This window comes from Nonomuraea sp. NPDC005650, from assembly GCF_040605375.1.
Classification (GTDB): Bacteria; Actinomycetota; Actinomycetes; order Streptosporangiales; family Streptosporangiaceae; genus Nonomuraea.
The window spans coordinates 1-20,071 of record NZ_JBEXCR010000065.1 but is presented as its reverse complement, the minus strand read 5'-3'; the positions used below and the strand labels follow the sequence as shown (position 1 = coordinate 20,071).

At 70.3% G+C, this 20,071-nt stretch carries 20 protein-coding genes; 10 read left to right on the top strand and 10 right to left on the bottom strand.

Translation table 11 applies throughout. The features are described from left to right. The first annotated feature begins 5 nt into the window (after positions 1-5). Complete coding sequence (locus ABZS69_RS60360) at positions 6-212, top strand: hypothetical protein (protein ID WP_355391904.1); 207 nt, start codon at positions 6-8, stop codon at positions 210-212. A gap of 191 nt (positions 213-403) precedes the next feature. Next, the gene (locus ABZS69_RS60355) at positions 404-922 is read left to right on the top strand and encodes a hypothetical protein (protein ID WP_355391901.1); all 519 of its coding nucleotides are present in this window, start codon (positions 404-406) and stop codon (positions 920-922) included. Here ABZS69_RS60355 and ABZS69_RS60350 read toward each other — a convergent pair. Next, positions 919-2,100, bottom strand: a complete 1,182-nt coding sequence (locus tag ABZS69_RS60350; protein ID WP_355391898.1) for an alpha/beta hydrolase — start codon at positions 2,098-2,100, stop codon at positions 919-921. The two genes, ABZS69_RS60355 and ABZS69_RS60350, sit on opposite strands and share 4 nt — an antisense overlap. A gap of 132 nt (positions 2,101-2,232) precedes the next feature. On the opposite strand from ABZS69_RS60350, the gene ABZS69_RS60345 reads away from it, so the two are divergent. Both ABZS69_RS60345 and ABZS69_RS60340 read left to right on the top strand, forming a co-directional pair. Continuing rightward, positions 2,233-3,528 (top strand): histidine kinase, encoded by a 1,296-nt coding sequence (locus tag ABZS69_RS60345; protein WP_355391895.1) that lies wholly within the window; start codon positions 2,233-2,235, stop codon positions 3,526-3,528. Further along, the gene (locus tag ABZS69_RS60340; protein ID WP_355391892.1) at positions 3,525-4,214 is read left to right on the top strand and encodes a response regulator transcription factor; all 690 of its coding nucleotides are present in this window, start codon (positions 3,525-3,527) and stop codon (positions 4,212-4,214) included. The genes ABZS69_RS60345 and ABZS69_RS60340 overlap by 4 nt, the downstream gene beginning before the upstream one ends. Before the next feature lie 15 nt (positions 4,215-4,229). Here the strand turns inward: ABZS69_RS60340 and ABZS69_RS60335 are convergent, their stop codons facing one another. Further along, the gene (locus tag ABZS69_RS60335) at positions 4,230-5,669 is read right to left on the bottom strand and encodes an ATP-binding protein (RefSeq protein ID WP_355391889.1); all 1,440 of its coding nucleotides are present in this window, start codon (positions 5,667-5,669) and stop codon (positions 4,230-4,232) included. 83 nt (positions 5,670-5,752) lie between these two features. On the opposite strand from ABZS69_RS60335, the gene sppA reads away from it, so the two are divergent. Continuing rightward, positions 5,753-7,450, top strand: a complete 1,698-nt coding sequence (gene sppA, locus ABZS69_RS60330) for a signal peptide peptidase SppA (protein ID WP_355391887.1) — start codon at positions 5,753-5,755, stop codon at positions 7,448-7,450. 9 nt (positions 7,451-7,459) lie between these two features. Here the strand turns inward: sppA and ABZS69_RS60325 are convergent, their stop codons facing one another. The 5 genes from ABZS69_RS60325 to ABZS69_RS60305 are packed head-to-tail and all read right to left on the bottom strand — an operon-like array spanning position 7,460 to position 11,377. Beyond that, a complete protein-coding gene (locus ABZS69_RS60325) occupies positions 7,460-7,942 on the bottom strand; it encodes a flavin reductase family protein (RefSeq protein ID WP_355391884.1) in 483 nt (160 codons plus the stop codon). A gap of 58 nt (positions 7,943-8,000) precedes the next feature. Continuing rightward, the gene (locus ABZS69_RS60320) at positions 8,001-8,936 is read right to left on the bottom strand and encodes an ABC transporter substrate-binding protein (RefSeq protein WP_355391881.1); all 936 of its coding nucleotides are present in this window, start codon (positions 8,934-8,936) and stop codon (positions 8,001-8,003) included. 38 nt (positions 8,937-8,974) lie between these two features. Further along, complete coding sequence (locus tag ABZS69_RS60315; RefSeq protein WP_355391878.1) at positions 8,975-9,667, bottom strand: ABC transporter permease; 693 nt, start codon at positions 9,665-9,667, stop codon at positions 8,975-8,977. Next, positions 9,664-10,344 (bottom strand): ABC transporter permease, encoded by a 681-nt coding sequence (locus ABZS69_RS60310; RefSeq protein WP_355391874.1) that lies wholly within the window; start codon positions 10,342-10,344, stop codon positions 9,664-9,666. Before ABZS69_RS60310 ends, ABZS69_RS60315 begins: the two co-directional genes overlap by 4 nt. Continuing rightward, complete coding sequence (locus ABZS69_RS60305; RefSeq protein WP_355391871.1) at positions 10,337-11,377, bottom strand: ABC transporter ATP-binding protein; 1,041 nt, start codon at positions 11,375-11,377, stop codon at positions 10,337-10,339. Before ABZS69_RS60305 ends, ABZS69_RS60310 begins: the two co-directional genes overlap by 8 nt. Positions 11,378-11,703: 326 nt before the next feature. Here ABZS69_RS60305 and ABZS69_RS60300 point away from each other — a divergent pair, with 326 nt between their 5' ends. From ABZS69_RS60300 to ABZS69_RS60290, 3 genes are all read left to right on the top strand, one after another. Then, entirely contained in the window at positions 11,704-13,566 is a 1,863-nt protein-coding gene (locus ABZS69_RS60300; protein ID WP_355391868.1) for a hypothetical protein, read from the top strand. 11 nt (positions 13,567-13,577) lie between these two features. Continuing rightward, positions 13,578-13,919 carry a cupin domain-containing protein gene (locus tag ABZS69_RS60295; protein WP_355391865.1) on the top strand — a complete coding sequence of 114 codons (342 nt, stop codon included), beginning with the start codon at positions 13,578-13,580 and terminating at the stop codon, positions 13,917-13,919. Between the two features lie 87 nt (positions 13,920-14,006). Beyond that, positions 14,007-14,480, top strand: coding sequence for a carboxymuconolactone decarboxylase family protein (locus ABZS69_RS60290; protein ID WP_355391862.1), 474 nt, complete (start codon positions 14,007-14,009; stop codon positions 14,478-14,480). Between the two features lie 63 nt (positions 14,481-14,543). Here ABZS69_RS60290 and ABZS69_RS60285 read toward each other — a convergent pair whose 3' ends face one another. From ABZS69_RS60285 to ABZS69_RS60275, 3 genes are all read right to left on the bottom strand, one after another. Then, positions 14,544-15,014: a hypothetical protein gene (locus tag ABZS69_RS60285; RefSeq protein WP_355391859.1), complete on the bottom strand. Its 471-nt coding sequence runs from the start codon at positions 15,012-15,014 to the stop codon at positions 14,544-14,546. Between the two features lie 73 nt (positions 15,015-15,087). Next, positions 15,088-15,915: an SDR family NAD(P)-dependent oxidoreductase gene (locus ABZS69_RS60280; protein ID WP_355391856.1), complete on the bottom strand. Its 828-nt coding sequence runs from the start codon at positions 15,913-15,915 to the stop codon at positions 15,088-15,090. 18 nt (positions 15,916-15,933) lie between these two features. Then, on the bottom strand, positions 15,934-17,271 hold the full coding sequence (locus tag ABZS69_RS60275) for an FAD-binding oxidoreductase (RefSeq protein WP_355391853.1): 1,338 nt from the start codon (positions 17,269-17,271) through the stop codon (positions 15,934-15,936). A 269-nt stretch (positions 17,272-17,540) separates the two neighbouring features. Here ABZS69_RS60275 and ABZS69_RS60270 point away from each other — a divergent pair, with 269 nt between their 5' ends. Continuing rightward, positions 17,541-18,458, top strand: coding sequence for an RNA polymerase sigma-70 factor (locus tag ABZS69_RS60270; RefSeq protein ID WP_355391850.1), 918 nt, complete (start codon positions 17,541-17,543; stop codon positions 18,456-18,458). Positions 18,459-18,642: 184 nt separating this feature from the next. Further along, a partial coding sequence (locus tag ABZS69_RS60265) for a DNRLRE domain-containing protein (RefSeq protein ID WP_355391847.1) occupies positions 18,643-20,071 on the top strand: 1,429 nt, incomplete at its 3' end.

Below are 20,071 nucleotides of genomic sequence, written 5' to 3'. Positions count from 1 at the left end.
TAGATATGTCACGATTTTCCGGAATTGCCAGGCGGGTTGCGATCGCCATGGCCGGGGTCCTGAGTGCCGCCGCGATCAGCACCGTCACCGCCGCCCCGGCCGACGCCGCGTCGCGGTGGGTCGCCTACACCGAGGAGGGCGTCCCGATCGTCTGGGAGCACTGCTTCAGCTGGGACGGCGGCTTCTACGGGACCTGCGGCCACGGCCTGTGAGCCACCCGGCCACCCGGCTCAGCGCCGCCGGCCAGAACGACCTCCGGCAGGCCAGGCACTGAGGACGAGCTCTACGATCATCATCGGGGCCAGGCGATCAGCGTGATCGCCTGGCTCCTTGCCCGGCCGAAGCGTCGACCCCGACCGCCGTCGCCGGGCTCGTCCTCAAGGGCTCCCACGCCCACGACGAGATGCTCACCGAGCATTCCGACCACGATCTGTACGTCATCCTCGCCGACGACACGGCAACGGACCTCACGCGGTTCACCGGCCACCGCACCCCCGAACTCGACCTCGCCATCATCACCCTCGCCGAGTTCCGGGCCGCGGGAATGCCCGGCTTCGAGCGTTACGCCCTCGCCCGCGCCAGAGTCGTGCTCGACCGGCTCGACGGAGGCATCGCCCGGATCCTGGCAGCCAAGGCGCGGCTCGACGCCGATGAGGCGTCCCGGGACTGCGGTCAGTGGCTCGACGCCTATGCCAACTCCCTCTACCGCTCCGCCAAGAACGACCGGGACGGACACTTGCTCGCCGCCCGCCTCGACGCCGCCGACGCCGTGAACCGCATCTCGGGAACGGGCGACGTACCTCTCCAACGGCGTCTCTTCGCCCAGGTCGAGGCGGCGGCCCGCAGCGCCGGGCACGGTGCGGTGCTGGACGCGTGGGGCGAGGACCTCCATCTGATGCGACCGCGACAGGGACAGCTCTAGCTCGTGCCGCCCACCCGCTTGACCTCCGTGAAGCGCGACCCCGGGTCGTTCAGGAGAGGCTGCGCCTTCCCCCGCAGGTGCTGGTCGTAGAAGGCCGCGACGATCGCGCGCGTGATCTCCAGGGATCGGGTGGCGGGCAGGTCTGCGCCGTCGTCGATGCCGAGTTGCTCGGAAAGCACGGAGATGTCGGTAAAGGAGGCGTGCTCGGTGCCCGTCACGACGAACCACCGCTTCCAGCCGGTGAGGTTCGTCCAGGTCTGGTCCCAGGAGGAGTCCTTGCCCGGGCTGTGCCTCACCTCGGTGCCGAGCAGCAGGAACGGCTTGGCCAGCCCGCCGCTGGGGACCGAGACGTCCATGGTGCCGTCGATGTTCATCCCGGCGCGCAGCCGGGAGTCCTTCAGCAGGGCGGGTGCGGAGGCCGCGCCGCCCACGGAGTGGCCGCCCATGGCGATCTTGGATCGGTCGATCAACTTGGGATATCTGGCCAGCAGCGAGTCGAGGACGAAGGTGACGTCGACCGCCCGGACCTGCCCGACCTTGGTCCAGAACGCCGCGTCATGCGGCACCTCGCACGCGGCGCACTCGGCGACCCTCCCATCGGGGAAGCTCGTGGCGACGTTCTCGTACGTGTGCCCGATGACGGCCACCGCGTAGCCCCGGCTGACCAGGTCCTCGGCCAGGCCGGTGAGCGAGTAGCGGGGCTTGGTGAAGCCCGGGGAGAGGATCACCAGGGGCAGCCGGCCCTTGGCCGCCGGCTTGGCGTCCTTGACGGCGTCGATCCGCGTCTTGCTGAGCAGGTCGCCCGGTACGCCGGAGACGCCCGCCTCCTTCAACGTGAGCTCGGACTCCTTGACCGTCATGTACGCCGCCCGCGCCCCACCGGCCTTCGCCGCCGGATACCAGAGCGAGACCATGAGCTCCCGCGCCTTCACGCTGGGCACCCAGGGATCGGGGCGAGAGGTGTCCTTGAGGTGGAGGGAGGTCACGCCGACCGGCAGCTTGCCCGTCGGCTCGGGGATGTGGAGAGCGGCCTCCCGCGCGGCGACGGTCTGGGGAGTGGAGCCACGCGCGGGGTTCCCCTGGCCCGGGGCGGCGGCCGAGGCGGACGCGGCGCACGCGGCGGCGACCGGCAGGGCGAGAAGTGCGGCGAGGGCAAGGCGCCCTATTCGGTGAGTCATGGGCTTTGACGCTAGGGTCCGGCGATCTCCGCGCGCGTCGGCCGCGACGACGACATCGGCGGCGGCGTCATCCTTGAGATGTACTCCGCTCCGCCGATGCCGCCAATACGCCACGAACAGGACAATATGCAGGTGTCACTGATCAAAAGGCGATGGCAGGACATGCTCCTCGCGGAGCGCAGGCCCTCACGTCACGCGCTCCTGGCCGACCTCCTCCTCGCGGCCGTCCTGACCGCGCTGGCGGTGGTGGCGGCGGCCTCCATGGACACCGTCCACAGCGTCGACCTCCTGCGGCTGCCGCCCTCCCCCCGGCCTGTCGTGCCCGCTCCCCCGTCCTTGCCCGACCTGCCCGTTCCCCCACCTCTGCCCGACCTGCCCACTCCCCCGCAGCCGCCCGTCCTGCCCCGCAACCTGCCCGCCGACGGTGGCACGGTCGATCCCGGTCTGCTCTTCGTGGTGGCGCTGACGACGCTGCCGCTGGCCGTACGGCGGATGTATCCGCTGACCGCCTTCTGGGTCGTGCTGCTCGCCGCCCTGGCCACCGACGACGAGGCGACCTGGGTCACCGTGGCGAGCTGCGCCATCGCCGCCTATGGAGCGGTCGCCTACAGCCGCAACCGGCTGGTGGCGCTGGGCGGCCTGGTTCTGGCCAGCGTTCTGGCAGGTGCGGCCTTCAAGGACGCCGTCGCGGGGTTGCCGAGCTGGCTCGGGCCTTTCGTGGTGCTGCTCAGCGCGGGGGTCATGGCGAGCTTCGTCCGGTTCTGGCGGCAACAGCTCGCCGAACGCGACGAAAAGCTCCGCCAGGCCATACAGGTGGAGCGCTCGCGCATCGCCGGCGAGCTGCACGACGTCGTCACCCACAACGTGAACGTGATGGTGATCCAGGCGGGAGCGGCGCGCAAGGTGATGGACACGGCGCCGGACCGGGCCAAGCAGGCCATGCTCGCGGTGGAGACCAGCGGCAGGGCCGCCATGGCCGAGCTCCGCCACGTCATGGGGCTGCTGGCCGCCTCGGGCACCGGCTCCGACGTTCTCGAACCGCAGCCGGGGCTCGACCAGCTCGACTCGCTCATCGAGCGCGTGCGCGCGGCCGGGGTCCCGGTCAGCGCCGAGATCAGCACGCCGGAGGGTCCGGTGCCGCCCGGAGCGGGCCTGGCGGTCTACCGCGTCGTTCAGGAAGCACTCACCAACACGATCAAGCACGCGGGCGGCGCCGCCGTGTCGGTGGCGATCAGCCACACCGGCGACTGGCTGGACATCCAGGTCGCCGACAGCGGGGGCGCCCCCGCGCCGCGTGCGGGGGCCGGCCAGGGCCGGGGGCTGATCGGGTTGCGCGAACGGCTGGCGCTCTACGACGGGACCCTGGAGGCGGGGCCGCGCAGCGGCGGAGGCTTCCTGACGAGAGCGCGCCTACGATGGACGGCGTGAACGAGGCGCCGCGCGTGGTCATCGCCGACGATCAGGCGCTGGTGCGCAGCGGGTTCGGGATGATCCTGGCCGCCGACGGGATCGAGGTGGTCGCCGAGGCCGCCGACGGCGTCGAGGCGGTCGCGGTCGTCCGGCGGACCCGGCCCGATCTCGTGCTCATGGACGTACGGATGCCGCGGCTGGACGGCATCGAGGCCACCCGGCAGATCCTGTCCGGCGGCACGGGCGTGACCCGCGTCCTCATCCTGACCACGTACGATCTCGACCACTACGTCTACGCGGCGCTCTCCGCCGGGGCGAGCGGCTTCCTGCTCAAGGACGTCTCCCCCGAGCACCTGGTGGCCGCGGTGCGCCTGGTGCGCACAGGGGACGCGCTGCTCGCGCCGACGATCACCCGCCGGCTGATCGAACGCTTCGCCCGCCGCGACGAGACCGCGCACGGCGGCGTCCAGGGCGTCCACGGCGACCTGTCGCAACTGACCCCGCGCGAGCTGGAGGTCCTGCGCCTGCTCGCGACCGGCATGAGCAACGCCGAGCTCGCCGACCGCCTGGTGCTGAGCCCGACGACGGTCAAGACGCACGTCGCGCGCATCCTGTCCAAGCTGGAGCTCCGCGACCGGGTCCAGGCGGTCGTACTCGCCTACGAAACCGGCCTGGTCACCCCGAACACACCGGACCCCGGGTAGGCACACCGCACTCAGCTATGAGTAGAGCTCCTTGAGGCCGACCAGACGGACGCCCTCGGGGATGTCCTCATGGAACCCGGCCCCGCTGTAGCAGGTCAGCACCGTGTCCCTGGTGTCGTACCCCTTCACCGACAGCAGGTCCCGAGCCCGCCGCAGCCGGTCCACGTGTCCAGCGGTCAGCACCTTGTCCCATTTGGCCTCGCCCAAGGACAGGATCCGCTGTGGACGCCCGGGCTCCTCCTGAGCGAGAACCGCCACGTCAACCTGGATCTGCGTCCGGTTGCGCGGATCGGCCACCACCCCCGCGGCCACCCTGCCGGGCAGTTCGCCGAACACCTCCTCTTCGGCGAACATCGCCCACTCCCTGCAGAGGGCTTCGAAGTGCGGCCCGACCACCTGCGACAGGAAAGTGGCACGCGAATTGCTCCAGGCGGCCTCGGGCCGTCCGCGCTCCAGCCGGGTCCACTCGCGACGCATCACCGCCTCGTAGAAAACGATCAGCGGCTCGCAGATCCGGTAAAGGGACCTCCCTTTCCTGAACGCGTCCTCTTCACGGGCGATCAGCTGCGAGTCCTCCAAGACCGAAAGCGGGTGCCCGATGTCAGTGGATTTGCGGCCAATGTGGTTCGCGATGCCGCCACGCGTGGCGTTCCCTGACGCGATGGCCCCCAGCACCGCGTGGTAGATGGCCGTGTCGCGGATGTCCGTCTCCTCGGTCAGCAGGTAGCGGGCCTCGCGGTACAGCGGGATCTCCGGATTGAGCACAGTGCGCGCCACCCAGGCGTCGAAGTCCGCCACCGACTCGGGTACGTCCCCGGCCACGAACTCCCGACGATACGCCGGGGTGCCCCCCACGATGGAGTGGACCAAGACCGCGAGGCGTGGATCGTCGATACCCCAGAACCTGGCAGATGCCTGGTAGTCCAGTGGCCGCAGCACGAGGTCAAGGCTCGCCCGGCCGTACAGAGGCGCGTTGCCCGCCAGGATGCGACCCATCACCCCGAGCGCCGAACCGCACAGCAGCAGACGCGTCTTCCCCTGTCTCGCGAGTCCTCTGGGATCGAGGGCGTGTTGGATGAGCGCGGGAAGGGAAGGCGAGTCCCTGCTGAGATAAGGGAACTCGTCGATCACGATGAGCCCCTCCGGGATGACGGAGAACAGCCGTTTCAGCGCCTCGTTCCGGTTACCGAACGCGTACTGCCCGCCAGCGGCGTGTGCCGCCAGGGCCCGGCCGAACCGGGCCAGCGCCGCGGTCTCGGTCTCGTCCGCGGCGGCGAAGAAGAACCCGCCGAGCTCTCGGATCAGGGCGTCGAGCAGGTAGGTCTTACCCAGGCGCCGTCTGCCGCTCACGATGCCGAGCCGTATGTCGGGGCTGGGCGATGTGGCGAACCTGACCAGGCCCGCCCACTCACGATCACGGCCGAAGACGTGGGCGGGTTTGGTGACCGAACTCATAGAAGAACTATGCGGCCAAGGGGTGGACACTCAAGCTGCAGATCCCCAAACGCATTTTGGATTCGGTCGCTTAGGGTGTCTTCATGGAGGCAGGAAAGGCGATCTTCGAAACCGTCGAAAAGCTTCGTCAGCGGCGCACGGCCCCGCTGGTGCTGGAGCTCGATCTCACAGAGGGTCTCACCGAGGGCCCACCGGCGGACCCGCTCGCCGCGGTGCTGTCCATGCGCAAGCCGCGCCTTTCCGACGTCCTGTCCGGGCTCAAGCGGGCCAGGCAGGACGCCAGGGTCAAAGCGCTGGTCGTGAAGATCGGGGGTAACCCGCTGGGCCTGGCCATGGTGCAGGAGCTGCGCCAGGCGGTGATCCAGTTCAGGGCGTCGGGCAAGCTGACCGTCGCGTTCGCGGAGACGTTCGGGGAGTTCGGCGGCGGCACGGTGCCGTACTACCTGGCCACCGCGTTCGAGCGCGTCTACCTGCAGCCGAGCGGCGACGTCGGGCTGACCGGGGTGGCGCTGGAGCAGCGCTTCGTCAAGGGGGCGCTGACGAAGCTGGGCGTCGGCTACGAGGCCGGGCAGCGGCACGAGTACAAGACCGCCGTGAACATCTTCACCCAGGACCACATGACCGACCCCCACCGCGAGTCCATGGGCCGCATCGTCGACTCGGTCACCGAGAGCCTCAGCGCGGGCATCGCCGACGGGCGGCGGCTCGACCCGGGCAAGGTGCGGGAGCTGATCGACCGCGGCCCGTTCACCGCCTCCGAGGCGCTCGAGGCCGGGCTGGTCGACGGGCTGGCGTACCGGGACGAGGTGTACGACCAGGTCAAGCAGGCGGCGGGCGACGACTCGCACCTCCTGTACGTGTCCAGGTACGCCAGGAGCGCGGCCGTGAAGAAGCTGCCGCAGCCGACGGCGGACGGGATCGCGCTCATCCACGGCACCGGCATGATCAGGACCGGCCGCAGCGGGCGCAGCCCGCTCGGCGGGGGTGGGGCGATGGGCTCCGACACGATCAGCGCCGCCTTCCGCGCGGCCCGGCGGGACGAGCACGTCAAGGCCGTCGTGTTCCGGGTGGACAGCCCCGGCGGCTCGTACGTGGCCTCCGACACGGTGTGGCGCGAGGTGACCCTCACGCGCAAGGTCAAGCCGGTGATCGTCTCGATGGGCGACCTGGCCGCGTCCGGCGGCTACTTCGTCGCGATGGCCGCCGACGTGATCGTGGCCCAGCCCGGCACGCTGACGGGCTCGATCGGCGTGTACGGCGGCAAGCCGGTCATCTCGGAAATGCTCGAAAAATTCGGCATAAATTCGGAGATGGTGGCGTCCGGGCCCAACGCCGGAATGTTCTCCACTTCCCGCGGCTTCTCACCCGAGCAATGGGAGCGGGTGAACGCCTGGCTCGACCGTATTTACGATGACTTCGTGGGCAAGGTAGCCGCGAGCCGCGACCTGACCCGCGAGCGCGCGCACGAGCTGGCCCGCGGTCGCGTATGGACCGGCGCCGACGCGCACGCCAGCGGCCTCGTGGACGAGCTGGGCGGCCTGGAGGACGCACTGGCCCTGGCCAGGAAGCGGGCCGGCCTCTCCGGCGACGCCCCCGTTCGCGCCTACCCCCGGCTCAACCCGCTGGAGCGGCTGCGCGGGCCGGAGTCGAGCGAGGACAAGTCCGCCGCCCTGGCCCGCATGCGCCTGGACGCGTGGGGCCCCCTCGCCCGGCTGTCCGCCGAGCTCGGCCTCCCCGCCGCCGGACCGCTGCTCCTCCCGACGTGGTACGTGATCCGCTGACCACCGGCGTCACGTTCCGACCGGGCGGTAGCGGGAGCGGAGCCGTACCAGGGGCTGGAGGGAGACCTCGACGTAGGGGACCGCGAGGACCGAGGCGATGAAGAGGGTGTGATCCCCGGCCGGGACCACTTTGGTGGTCTCGGCCTCCAGGGCGGCCACCCCGCCCTCCACCACCAGCGCGTCCGAGTGCGTTCCCCGGTGATGCGGCGTGCCCGCCAGCAGCAGCCGGGCGCTGGGCCGGCCGGCGGTGGCGAAGCGGCTGGCGATGGCCGCCTGGCCGGAGGAGAGGAGCGAGGCCGCCCAGCGGTCCTGCCGGAGCAGGACCTCGTTGAGGTAACCGCTGCCGGCCAGGCTCACCAGGACCAGTGGGGGCTCCAGCGAGACGGACATCAGCGCCGACACCGTGGTGCCCAGGTCGTCGCGCCCATCGCGGACGGTCACCACGGCCACCCCGGCCGCGAGCTGCGCCATCGCCTCCGTGAACTCGCTCACGACACGAACCTAGCGGTGCGGGCCCCCGGACGACGGAGGCCCGCACCGGAAAGCGGCGTCAGCCGAGGCTGTTGGCGGTCAGCCATTCCTTGGCCACGGTGGCGGGTTCGTCCTTGTTGACGGAGATCTTCTGCATCATGCCCAGGAGGGACTCCGTGGTGAGCTTCGCCGAGACCTCGTTCAGCGTGGTCTTGATCGTGTCGGTGGCGGCCGCCTTGTTGAGGAGCGGCGTCACGTTCTGGGCGGGGAAGATGTTCTTGGGGTCCTGCAGCGGCACCAGGTTGTTGGCCGTCATCTTGGGGTCGGTGGTGAACACGTTGCCGACCTGGATGGTGCCGTCCTTGATCGCGTCAGCGGTGGTCGGGCCCGTGGGCTTCCACTGCTTGAACTCGACCCCGTAGACCTCCTTGAACCGCGCCTCCCACCGCTTCTTGAACTCGGGCGGGCCGCCGACGATGAAGGTCTTGGAGACCTTGGCCAGGTCCTCGATGCTGTTCAGCGACTGCTTGGTCTGGGTGTCCTTGGAGATGGACAGGCTGTCCTTGTCCTCGGCCGGGGAGGAGTCGAGCACCTCGAGCTCGGCGGGGAGCTTCTCCTTCAGCGCGGCGTTGACCTCGTCGGTGGTCGCGGCCGTGTTCTTGAGGTCGACGAAGGCCAGCAGGTTTCCGTTGTACTCGGGCACGACGGTCAGGCCACCACTCTTGACCTGGCCGAACACGACCTCACGGCTGCCGATGCGCGGCTTCTCCTCCACCTGCACGCCCTTGGCCTCCAGCGCCTGGGCGTAGATCGACCCGAGCAGCACGCTCTCGTCGAAGTCGAAGGATCCGATGACGGCCTTGCCCCCGCCCCCGCTCGAAGCCGAACCGCTGGGTGCCGCGCTCGTGGTGTCGAGCGGGTTGCCTCCAGTGTTGCCACCGCCGCCACCGCCACAGGCGGCCAGCGCGAGCATCGCCGAAACGAACACCCCGGCGATGCCGTACTTGCGTCCCATCTTGCTTTTCCCTTCTAAGCGGGAGGTAATACAGGAGACTATCGAACCTTCTGCCGCCGGCTCACCCCCGGGGAGACCGTCACTCTCTGGGCGAGCGTGAACAATATCTGGACCACCAGGGCAAACAGCACAATCAGTACTGAACCACCGACGACGCTCGCGTAATCCTTCGTCGCGAAACCGTCGATCACGAACCGCCCCAGACCGCCGAGCCCGGTGTACGCGGCGACGGTGGTGGTGGCCACGACCTGGATCGCCGACAGCCGGCATCCCAGCAGGATCAGCGGCAGCGCTACCGGGACGAGCACCCGCCCGAGCACCTGCCCGCCGCGCAGCCCCATCCCGTACGCGGCGTCGCGCAGCTCGGGGTCGACGCCCTTGATGCCCTCGAAGGTGTTCACCAGGATCGGCGGCACCGACAGCAGCACCAGCGGGATGATCACCGGCCAGATCGAGGCCGTGCCCAGCAGCAGCACGAACATCACCAGCAGGCCCAGCGTGGGCAGCGCCCTGGACAGGTTCGCGGTGACGACGACCACCACCCCGCCCCGGCCCGTGTGGCCGATCAGCAGCCCCAGCGGGACGGCGACCAACACGGCCAGGACCAGGGCCAAGGCCGAGAACTCAAGGTGTTCCAGCAGGCGCATGGGGATGCCGTCGGGGCCCGACCAGTTGGCGCCGCTGCCGAAGAACTCGACCAGCCAGCCGAAGAAAGCGGTGAGCCAGCTCACGATGCCTGCCCCCTTCGGGCCCGTACCCATGGAGTGAGCAGCCGCTGCGCCAGCACCAGCAGCCCGTCCGCGACCAGCGCCAGCGCCACGATCAGCACGATGCCGACGATCACCGGCGGCATGAACGGGTTCTGGTAGGCCCGCGTGAACAGCCCGCCGAGCCCGCCCTGCCCGATCAGCGCACCCACGCTGACCAGGCTGATGCTGGAGACCGCGACCACCCGCAGCCCCGCCAGCACCACGGGGACGGCGATCGGCAGCTCGACCGCGAGCAGCCTGCGCAGCGGTGTGAACCCCATCGCGACCGCCGACTGCCGCACGTGGTCGGGCACCGAGCCGAGCCCGTCCACGACGGCCGGGATCAGCACGGCCATGCCGTAGAAGGTCAGCGGGATGATCACCGTGGTCTGCGACAGCCCGGTCACCGAGATCAGCAGCATGAAGACCGGCAGCGAGGGGAGCGCGTAGACGACGTTCATGAAGCCGCTGGTCGGCTGGTAGAGCCAGCGCCAACGCACGCAGGCCAGCCCCAGCGGCAGCGCGACGACCAGCGCGACCAGGATCGGCACAAGGGACATGGTCAGGTGGTCGAGGAGCAGGTTCTTGATGCTGTCGACCCGGCCGGTGTCCCAGTTACGCCCGATCCATTCCCATATGGAAGGAGGGCCGTCACCCATCTGCGGCCTCCGCGAGCGCCTGGTCGAGCGTCTCCCTGGTGGCCACGCCGACGACCTTGCCCTGCTCGTCCACCCCCACCGCGCAGCCGGACGGCGACAGCAGCGCCGCGTCGAGGGCCGTGCGCATGGAGTCGCGCCCGTGCACGAACGTCCCGTACGGCTCCAGCTCGTCGGGCCGCTCCCGGGAGACCCACCCGGTGGGCCTGCCGTCCTCGTCCACGACCAGCCGCCACGGCTCGTCCCCGGCGTCGGCCAGGTCGGTACGCAGCCGCAGCCCGCCCGTCGAGATGAACTGCAGCCGCCTGATCCCCCGGTCGTGCCCGAGGAACTCCTTCACGAAGTCGTCGACCGGCGCGGACAGCAGCGTCTTGGGATCGGCGAGCTGCGCCAGCTTGCCGCCCACGCGCAGCACCGCCACGCGGTCGCCCAGCTTGATGGCCTCGTCGATGTCGTGGGTGACGAACACGATGGTCTTGTTCAGCTCGGACTGGAGCCTGAGCAGCTCGTCCTGCAGGCTCGTTCGCACGATGGGGTCGACGGCGCTGAACGGCTCGTCCATGAGCAGCACGGGCGGGTCGGCGGCCAGCGCCCTGGCCACCCCCACGCGCTGCTGCTGCCCGCCCGAGAGCTGGAAGGGGTAGCGACCGGCCATCGCCGGGTCGAGGCCGACCCGTTCGAGCAGCTCCATGGCCCTGGCGCGGGCCTTCTTCTTGTCCCAGCCGAGCAGGTACGGGACGGTGGCGATATTGTCCACGATCTTGCGATGCGGGAACAGACCGGCCTGCTGGATGACGTACCCGATGCCGCGCCTCAGCGTCGGCGGGTCGATGCCCTGCACCGGCACGCCGTCGAGGAGGATCTGGCCGTCGGAGGCGTCGATCATCCGGTTGATCATCCGGAGGGATGTGGTTTTCCCGCAGCCCGAGGGACCGACGAGCACGGTGATCTCACCCGTGGGCGCCTCGAGGTCGAGACGGTCCACGGCGACCGTTCCGTCTGGGTAGCGTTTTGTGACAGCGTCGAATGTGATCACGCGCGAACTCTCGCTTCAGGCTTCTGTGGCAGGGGTCGCAGCCCCCGTGCCACGACCGCCGCATGATCTATCGCAGGACAGACTACGGCGATCCGGACCACCATGTCGTCCTGGGATCCAGCTGAAACGCTTCAGTTGAGCTGGATATTTACCCCAAATATGGAAGTGCTAGTGCGCCGGACCATCGGGTGTTGGCATGATTACCTCCACGAACTTCTGCCCTATACCTACACAAAGTCCTGACGAGCACCCCGTACCGAACTCAGGAACTCCAGCCCCGCACCCCTCACCCTCAGCGTCCGCTCACAGCAAGAGGATCCGGCCCCGTGTCTCAGCCGCTCACCGATCAGCGCCGTCGCGCCGAGTTGATCGCAGAGCTCTACGACCGCCATGCCGCTGGGCTGTTCGCGTACTGCGCTGACCAGCTCGGCGATCTAGGCTCTGCGTCCGACGTCCTGGTGACCCTGTTCTCCAGTGTCGCCGGCGTCCCCTCCGCCGCCGAGGCGCCTCGCGCCGCTCTCTACGCGTTCGCCCGACGCGAGATCCACCGGCGGGACATCGTCTTCACACCCCCATCCATCGATCCACTGATCGACCCGGCCTCCGCCCTCGTCGAGCGCACTTTCCGCGAGCTGCGGCCACACCAGCGCGAGGTGCTGGTGCTGTGCGCGGTCTGCGGGCTGAGCAAATCGGAGCTGGCGTGGGTGCTGGACGTCGCCCCGGACACCGCCGAGGAACTCGCGGTGGGGGCGGGCAACCACTTCCGCCACGCGCTGGTGACGGCGCTCTCCTCGACCGGGGTCCGCGTGCCCAAGCCGGTGGCGGACGTGTACGGCGCGCTGAGCGTGGCTCCGCTCGCCGACATCATCAGCCGCCTCCCCTGGTCGGAGCCGCCGGGCGCGCTCCGCATCCAGTTCGCGGGCTCCCGCTCCGCCACGCCCGGCCCCCTTTTCGTCAAGCCCCGCTGGCCCAGCCCGCCGATGTGGCCCCAGCCCCTGGCGGACGAGGACCCGGCGACCAGCACGGGCATCTTCCCGGCCGAGCTGCTGACACCGCCGTCGCCGTCGCAGGTGCCCGCGCACGGCGCCACCACGGCCCCGATGCCCAAGCTCAACAAGTCCCCGGAGTCCACCCCACGCCGGGGCGGAGTCCCGACCTCGCACGTGCCCTTCGGAGACGCCCCGGCCTCGACTCCGGGCTCCTTCTTCGGAGACGGCCCGACCCGCGCCACGCCGCGCTCCCCCTTCGGAGACGGCCCGGCCTCGACCCCGCGCTCATCCCTCAGGGACCCGCTGGCTTCCGCCCAGCGGATGCACGACCCTCTGGGACCCACCCCGTCCCTCAGGGACCCGCTGGCCTCCAACCGTCCCCGCAGGGACGTCCCGAACCCGGCGGCTTCCCTAGGAGACCCCCCGGCGGCGGTGGACGGTGCCCGGCCCTACCCGCCCGGCACGCCACAAACAGCTCCACCCTTCGCAGGGAGGACCCCAGTGCCGCCTCACACCCATCCATTCTTCGTGGACCCGCCCGACGAACCGTCGAGCGGTTTCGAGCCCTTCGCCACCGGCGACGTGATCTTACCCAGGGACACCGCCGAACCCTTCGCCACCGGCGACATCATCCTGCCGAGAGACGTTCCCAGACCGTTCGGGGACGACGACGACGGCGACATCCTGGCCCCCAGAGACCCGCACGTCGACGTGCTGGTGCACAAGGGCCCCGCCCGCCCGCTCCCGGAACCCCCGCGGACGAACGAGCCGGCGCCCCTCTTCCGCCCGCGCCCCAAGTCCTCCAGGCGCACCAAGCCGGCCAAGCGCAACCCCGAACCGGCCGAGCCAATGCGGCCCGCTGAACCGGTCTACCGCCTGCCCCTGTACGACAAGGCGCCCCCGAAGCCTCCCACCCTGCCCAAGCCCGCCGGCCCGGCCAAGAAGGGCCCGGCTCCGCCCGAGGAGGAGACCCGGACCACCTTCGCCTCACTCGCTCCGGAGCCCTCGCTCCTGGCCCCCCGCCCGGTCCGGGCCCGGCCGGTGTCCAAGAAGCGCCCGGAGTACCAGGCTCGCCCCGAGAAGCCCCGCCGCCGTAGGGATCGGCACTTCGACTGGGCCTGGGAGGTCGTCGGGTTCCTGATCTGCGTGGCGATCGCCATGATCGTCTTCTTCTCGATGCCCGTGTTCCTCCACCCGTAAGAGGCGCGTCTTTGCAGATCATCAAGGGCGCGGGCGAGTGGGCACAGCCTGCAGCCGGGGCTGCCGGCGACTGGGTCGAGCAGCTCAAGGTGCCGGACCTGTCCGTCGGGACGTACTGCATCCCGGCGGGCGGGGCCGACACCCAGAGCCCGCACACCGAGGACGAGATCTACGTGGTGACCTCGGGGCGGGCCCGGATGGTGGCGGCGAGCGGCGAGGCGGAGGTCGGCCCCGGCGCCGTGATCTTCGTCCCGGCAGGTGAGGAACACCGCTTCGTGGACATCACCGAGGACCTGACGCTGCTGGTCGTGTTCGGCCCGGCGTACGGCTCGCGCGCGGACTCCGGGGACTAGAGACGCACATCACAGTCGTCGGCTGTCACTTCTCGCCGAGCTGTTCCGTCAGTGGGACGTAACAGCGAATCCGGCAAGGAGATCACCATGGAAGCCCGCCTGAACTACTTCGGCAACTCCGTCGCGGCCAAGTTCATGAAGTACCTCGGCTCGGCCGGCAAGGTCGTGCACGACTCGACGCTGCCGGCCGCGACGCAGGAACTGGTGAAGATCCGCGCCAGCCAGATCAACGGCTGCGCCGTCTGCATCGACGGGCACACCAAGGAGGCCGCGCACGCCGGCGAGACCTCGGTGCGCCTGAACCTGGTGGCGGCCTGGCGGGAGGCCACGGTGTTCACCGAGGCCGAGCGCGCCGCCCTGGAACTGACCGAACAGGGCACCCGCATCGCCGACGCCGCCGGCGGCGTCACCGACGAGGCCTGGGCGAACGCCGCCAAGCACTACGACGAGGACCAGCTCGCCGCCCTGGTGGCCCTCATCGCGGTCATCAACTCCTACAACCGCCTGAACGTCATCACCCAGCAGCCCGCCGGGGACTACCAGGTCGGCCAGTGGGGGTAACCCCGGCGAAGTGAAGCGCCTGCCCCCTTCCCGGGAAGAGGGCAGGCGCTTTCATGTCGGCGCTCACCCCTGGACGGTCACGTACACCATCTCGTCCACCGGCAGCTCGGCGGCCGCCACCGCCTCCCGCAGCTCGTCGCTCAAGGCTCCCGCCTCTTCGAGCCGCTCCACCGTGAGGATGGCCTCCGGCCAGCCGGCCGACTCCAGCGAGATCTTGTGCGGCACCCTGTTAGACACGTGCCAGCCACTCCGGCTCAGCCGCTGCTCGGCCTCGGCGAGTATCTCGTCCTTCACGCCGCCGTCGAGGTGGAGGACGAGGTACTTGAACTCGACATAGGAGTTCTCCCACTGATGAGCCGTCTCGGCGTCCTCGCCGACGACCCGGCCGATGGCGCGTAGCTCCGGGAGCACGGCCGGGTCGACGTACCACACGTCGGGCGCGAAAGTGAAGTACAACGCGGTCAGCACCAGGCCGGTGGTCAGGAGCAGAGCGGCCGGCAGCGCCACGAAGACGCGTCCACGCGACAGCGCCATGTCACCCGCACCTCCTCGGTCCGGCGATCATGCTGCCGGACCGGGCACCCGGCAGGCAAGGCAGGGGCCGCCGTCAACCCTTCGGGGTGTGGCCGTGGGCCTGCACCGCGAGGTCCTGCCAGTCGGCCCAGGTCTTGAGCCGGTCGGCGTAGACCTGCTGGACCATCGGGCCGCCGTGGATGCCCAGGAACACCCGCAGCGGCGGGTCGCCGGAGTCGACGATCTTGAGAAGGGCCTGACCCGCGGCGGCCGGGTCGCCGGCGTCGAGCGTCTTCGCGAACTCGGCGAAGCTCTCGCGGGCGCCCAGGTAGAGCGGGTGGGCCTCGGCGTGGACGGCACCGGCGGCCCCCTCGGTGGCGTAGGAACCCGGCTCGACCAGGGTCACCTTGATGCCGAATCCGGCGACCTCCTGGGCGAGGGACTCGCTCAGGCCTTCGAGAGCCCACTTGGAGGCGTGGTATCCGCCGCCGAGCGGCATCGCGGTGACGCCGCCGACCGAGGAGATCTGGACGATGTGCCCTCCGCCCTGCTCGCGGAGATGGGGCAGCGCGGCCTGGACGACCCACAACGCGCCGAACAGGTTGGTCTCCAGCTGGTCGCGCAGTTCCCGCTCGGTCAGCTCCTCGACGGCGCCGAGCAGGCCGTAGCCCGCGTTGTTCACGATGACGTCGAGGCGGCCGAAGTGCTCCTTGGCCCGCTTCACGCTCTCGAAGACGGCGGCCTTGTCGGTCACGTCCAGCTCGAGCGGGATCACCGCGTCGCCGTGCGCGACGACCAGCTCGGAGAGGTGTGCGGCGTTCCTGGCGGTGGCCGCCACCCTGTCGCCGCGGGACAGCGCGGCCTCGACGAAGTGGCGGCCCAGGCCGCGGGACGAGCCGGTGACGAACCAGATCTTGCCCATGATGTCTCTCCGTACCTTCTATGGCTGGACGTTGTGGTTGCGGGCGAACAGGTTGCCGGGGTCGTACCGACGCTTGACCGCCGCGAGCCGCCCGTAGGTCGCCGCCGGATAGACCGCGGCGACGTCCTGCTCGGTGGCGGAGGCGAGGAAGTTCGCGTACGCGCCGCTGACGTGGGGCGCGAGCCTCCTCCAGATCGCTTCCAGAGCGGGACGAGCGGCCTCGACGACCGGCTCCGGACCCGCGACGGTCGTCACGAACATCAGCTCCGCCCGGCGGTGCGCGTAGGCGGTGGCGTCGTCCGGGACTCGCGACACCGCGCCGCCGACGCTGCGGACGGCGATGAACGGCGACCGCTCCGACGCCCCGACCTCGGCGAGGATCCGAAGGACCGCGGACACCGACTCCTTGTCGACGAACGCGCTCCGGGTGAACAGCCGGATGCCGGGCGGCGCCGTCGCGCCGTCCACGAGCGTGTCCGCGTAGGGTCTCAGCGCGACGTCGTCGCGGATCACCGTGCCGAGCCGGCGGATCGGGTCGAGCGCCCGTGCCGCGAGCTCCGGGTCGTCGCCGTCGAAGGTGACGTGCACCTCGACCGGCGCTTCCGGCCCGCCGGCGAAGGGATTGGCAAAGTCCACGATGGAGGTGAGCTCCTCGGGGGCGGCGCGGAGGTGGTCCGCCCAGCCCTGGAGTACGGTGGCCGCCTCCGCCGCCGGGAAGGCGATCGTGCCGTGGAAGACGTCCGTCGTCGGGTGCGCCGCGAACTCGAAGGCGGTCACGACGCCGAAATTGCCGCCACCGCCGCGGATCGCCCAGAACAGCTCCGGGTTCTCCTCCGCGCTCGCGCGCACGACCTCTCCCCCGGCGGTGACCAGCTCCGCCGCGACCACGTTGTCCAGGGCCAGGCCGTACTTCCTGACCTTCCAGCCGATGCCGCCGGTCAACGTCAGCCCGCCGACGCCGACGCTCTTGGTGTCGCCCGAGGAGATCGCCAGGCCGTGCGGGGCCAGGGCGGCCGCGACCTGGCCCCAGGTGGCGCCGCCGCCGATCCGTACGAGGTGGCGTTCCTTGTCGATGATCTCCACGGCCGCGAGCCTGCCGAGGTCGATCACGACGCCGTCGTCGTTGGTGCCGAAGCCCGCGAAGCCGTGGCCGCCGCCTCGCACGGACAGCGGCAGCCCGGTGCGGGCGGCGAATCCGACCCCCGCTCGCACGTCCTCGACGTTCTCGGGCCGCAGGACGTAGGCCGGGCTGCCCGTGACCAGCACCGAGCGGCTGGCCGATTCGTAGTCGGCCCCGCCCGGTTCGATGATGTCGCCGCCGAAGTCACGGCGAAGGGTTTCAAGCGTTGAGCTCATGACGTTCCTTCCACAGTGGACTCGCGCCGGGCCGCGACCTGGTGCGGGCGTGCTTCCATCGCGTCGTCCACACTGGTGAGGTCGCGTACCGGACGAACAAGAGATGCCGGTGCCCCGGGTCTTGTGACAGCTCGGCGTACGTGACGTGCGCCACAGGCAGGCAGGTCGTGGGCTGCGGACGGCGAGGAACGGCCACCGCCTCGGTGTCACAAAACGGCGGTGCCCGGCGTCTGGTGGGTGACACAGTCGAGAGGGAACAGGAGCCATCCATGGCCGGTACGTCACACCCCGCGCCCGGAGATCGCGACGGGGAGATGACCCCGGACCCGGCCACCGAGGCGTTCCTCACGCACCGCAACCTGCTGTTCACCGTCGCCTACGAGATGCTCGGCTCGGCCGCCGACGCCGAGGACGTCCTGCAGGAGACCTGGCTGCGGTGGGCGGGCGTCGACTTCGACGCCGTACGGGACCAGCGCGCCTACCTGGTCCGGATCACCACCCGGCAGGCGCTGGGCCGGCTGCGCACGCTCGGCCGGCGCAGGGAGTCCTACGTCGGCCCCTGGCTGCCCGAACCCCTGCTCACCGCGCCCGACGTCGCCGAGGACGTCGAGCTGGCCGACAGCGTCTCGATGGCGATGCTGCTGGTGCTGGAGACGCTCGGGCCGACCGAGCGGGCGGTGTTCGTGCTGCGCGAGGTGTTCGACCTGGACTACGACGAGATCGCCGACGCCGTCGGCAAGAGCCCGGCCGCGGTCCGCCAGATCGCCCACCGGGCGCGGGCGCACGTCGCCGCGCGCCGGCCGCGCGAGGTCGTTTCCCCGGCCGAGACCCGAGACGCGTTCGAGGCGTTCCAGCGGGCGGTCGCGACGGGCGATCTGCAGCGCCTGCTCGACATCCTCGCACCCGACGTCGTCCTGCTGACCGACGGCGGCGGGATCAGGCAGGCCGCGCTGGCGCCCGTCGTGGGGATCGGCAACGTGGCGCCCGTCATGAGCAGGATCTCCCCCACGGCGTCGCTGGAGCCGGCCCAGGTCAACGGCTACCCGGCGCTGATCGTCCGGATGGACGGCGAGATCGACACCGTCGTGGCGCTGCGCATCGACGGCGGCCTCGTCACCGGCCTCTACGCCGTACGCAACCCCGAGAAGCTGTCGCACATGAAGCAGGAGACCGCCCTGCACCGCTGAGCCGGGCTGCGACGAAGTCTCCACGCAGATTCGGTCCTTGAAGAAATCTCTGCGCAGAATGAACAAAACCCTGGACTCTCCGTTCGGGGGCGGGTGAGAATCCGATCGTCAACCGAAGATCGTGGAGACGCCGGGCGGGTGCTCCTTCCCGCGCGTAACCCCTGCCCACCGTGGGTGAGGACGTATGCGGGTAGTGCGTGGGCTGCTTACGGCGGCGCTGGTCTTATCGGTCTCTCCGGCGCTCGCCGCCCGGGCCGACGAGGTGCCGGAGCCGCCGAAGGCCGAACAGGGACCGGCGAAGGCCGAGGAGTCCGCGGTCGCGGCCGCTCGGAGCGCCGGCCGGCCGGTGGAGATCGAGTCGATGCGTACGGAGACCCGCCAGGTCTTCGCCAAACCGGACGGAACGCTCTCGATGGAGCTGAACGTCCGCCCGGTGCGCGTCCGGCAGGGGGGCGGCTGGGTCCCCGTCGACACCACGCTCCGCCTCAACCCCGACGGCTCGGTCAGCCCGGCCGCGACGGCGATCGGGCTGAGGTTCTCCGGCGGCGGCAACGCCCCGCTGGCCAAGCTGTCGCGCGGCGCCAAGTCCCTGGAGCTGGGCTGGCAGGGCACGCTCCCCAAGCCCACGCTCAAGGGCGACACCGCCACCTACGCCGAGGTCATGCCGGGCGTGGACCTGCAGGTCACCGCGGACGTGGACGGCTTCTCCCACATCCTGGTGGTCAAGTCACGGGCCGCCGCGGAGAGCATGACGGAGCTGACGTTCCCGCTGTCGGCCTCCGGCCTGTCGGTCGAGTCGGACAAGGCGGGCAACATCGAGGCCGTCGACAAGAACGAGGGCACGATCTTCACCGCACCCACCCCGAAGATGTGGGACTCCAAGGGCATCACGAGCCCGCAGGCGCTCAAGGAGGGCCGTTCCCCGGAGGCGCGCGAGGCGACGATGGGCGTGGAGCTGGCGGGCAGGCAACTGCGGCTCAAGCCCGACAGAAAAATGATGACGGACCCGAACACCCACTTCCCCGTCTATCTCGACCCGTACTTCTCGGCCGCCCGCAACGCCTGGACGGCGGTCTGGAGCAACTGGCCCAACTCCAACTACCTCAACTCCAGCGACGTCGCCCGGGTCGGCCACGTCGAGTCGCAGAAGAACCGCTCGTTCTTCCAGATGAACACCGGCTCGACCATCCACGGCAAGCAGATCATCAAGGCGACCCTGCGCACGTACGAGACGTGGTCGTACTCCTGCAGCGCCCGCAAGGTCGAGGCGTGGTCCACCAACACCATCAGCAAGGCCACGACCTGGAACAAGCAGCCCGCGTGGGTCAAGCTGCTGTCCACGGTGAACGTGGCCAAGGGCTGGGGCTCGTCCTGCCTGCCCGGCGGCGTCGAGTTCGACGTCACCTCGCAGGTCGTGGACGCCGCCGCCAAGAAGTGGCCCAACGTCACGATCGGCCTGCGGGCCACCAGCGAGACCGACGTGTACGCCTGGAAGAAGTTCAAGAACAACCCGAGCCTCGTCATCGAGTACAACTCGATCCCGACCGACCCCGTGGCCGCCGACACCTGGTCGGACCCGGGCGGCCCCTGCGTCTCCGGTGACGGGCGGCCGG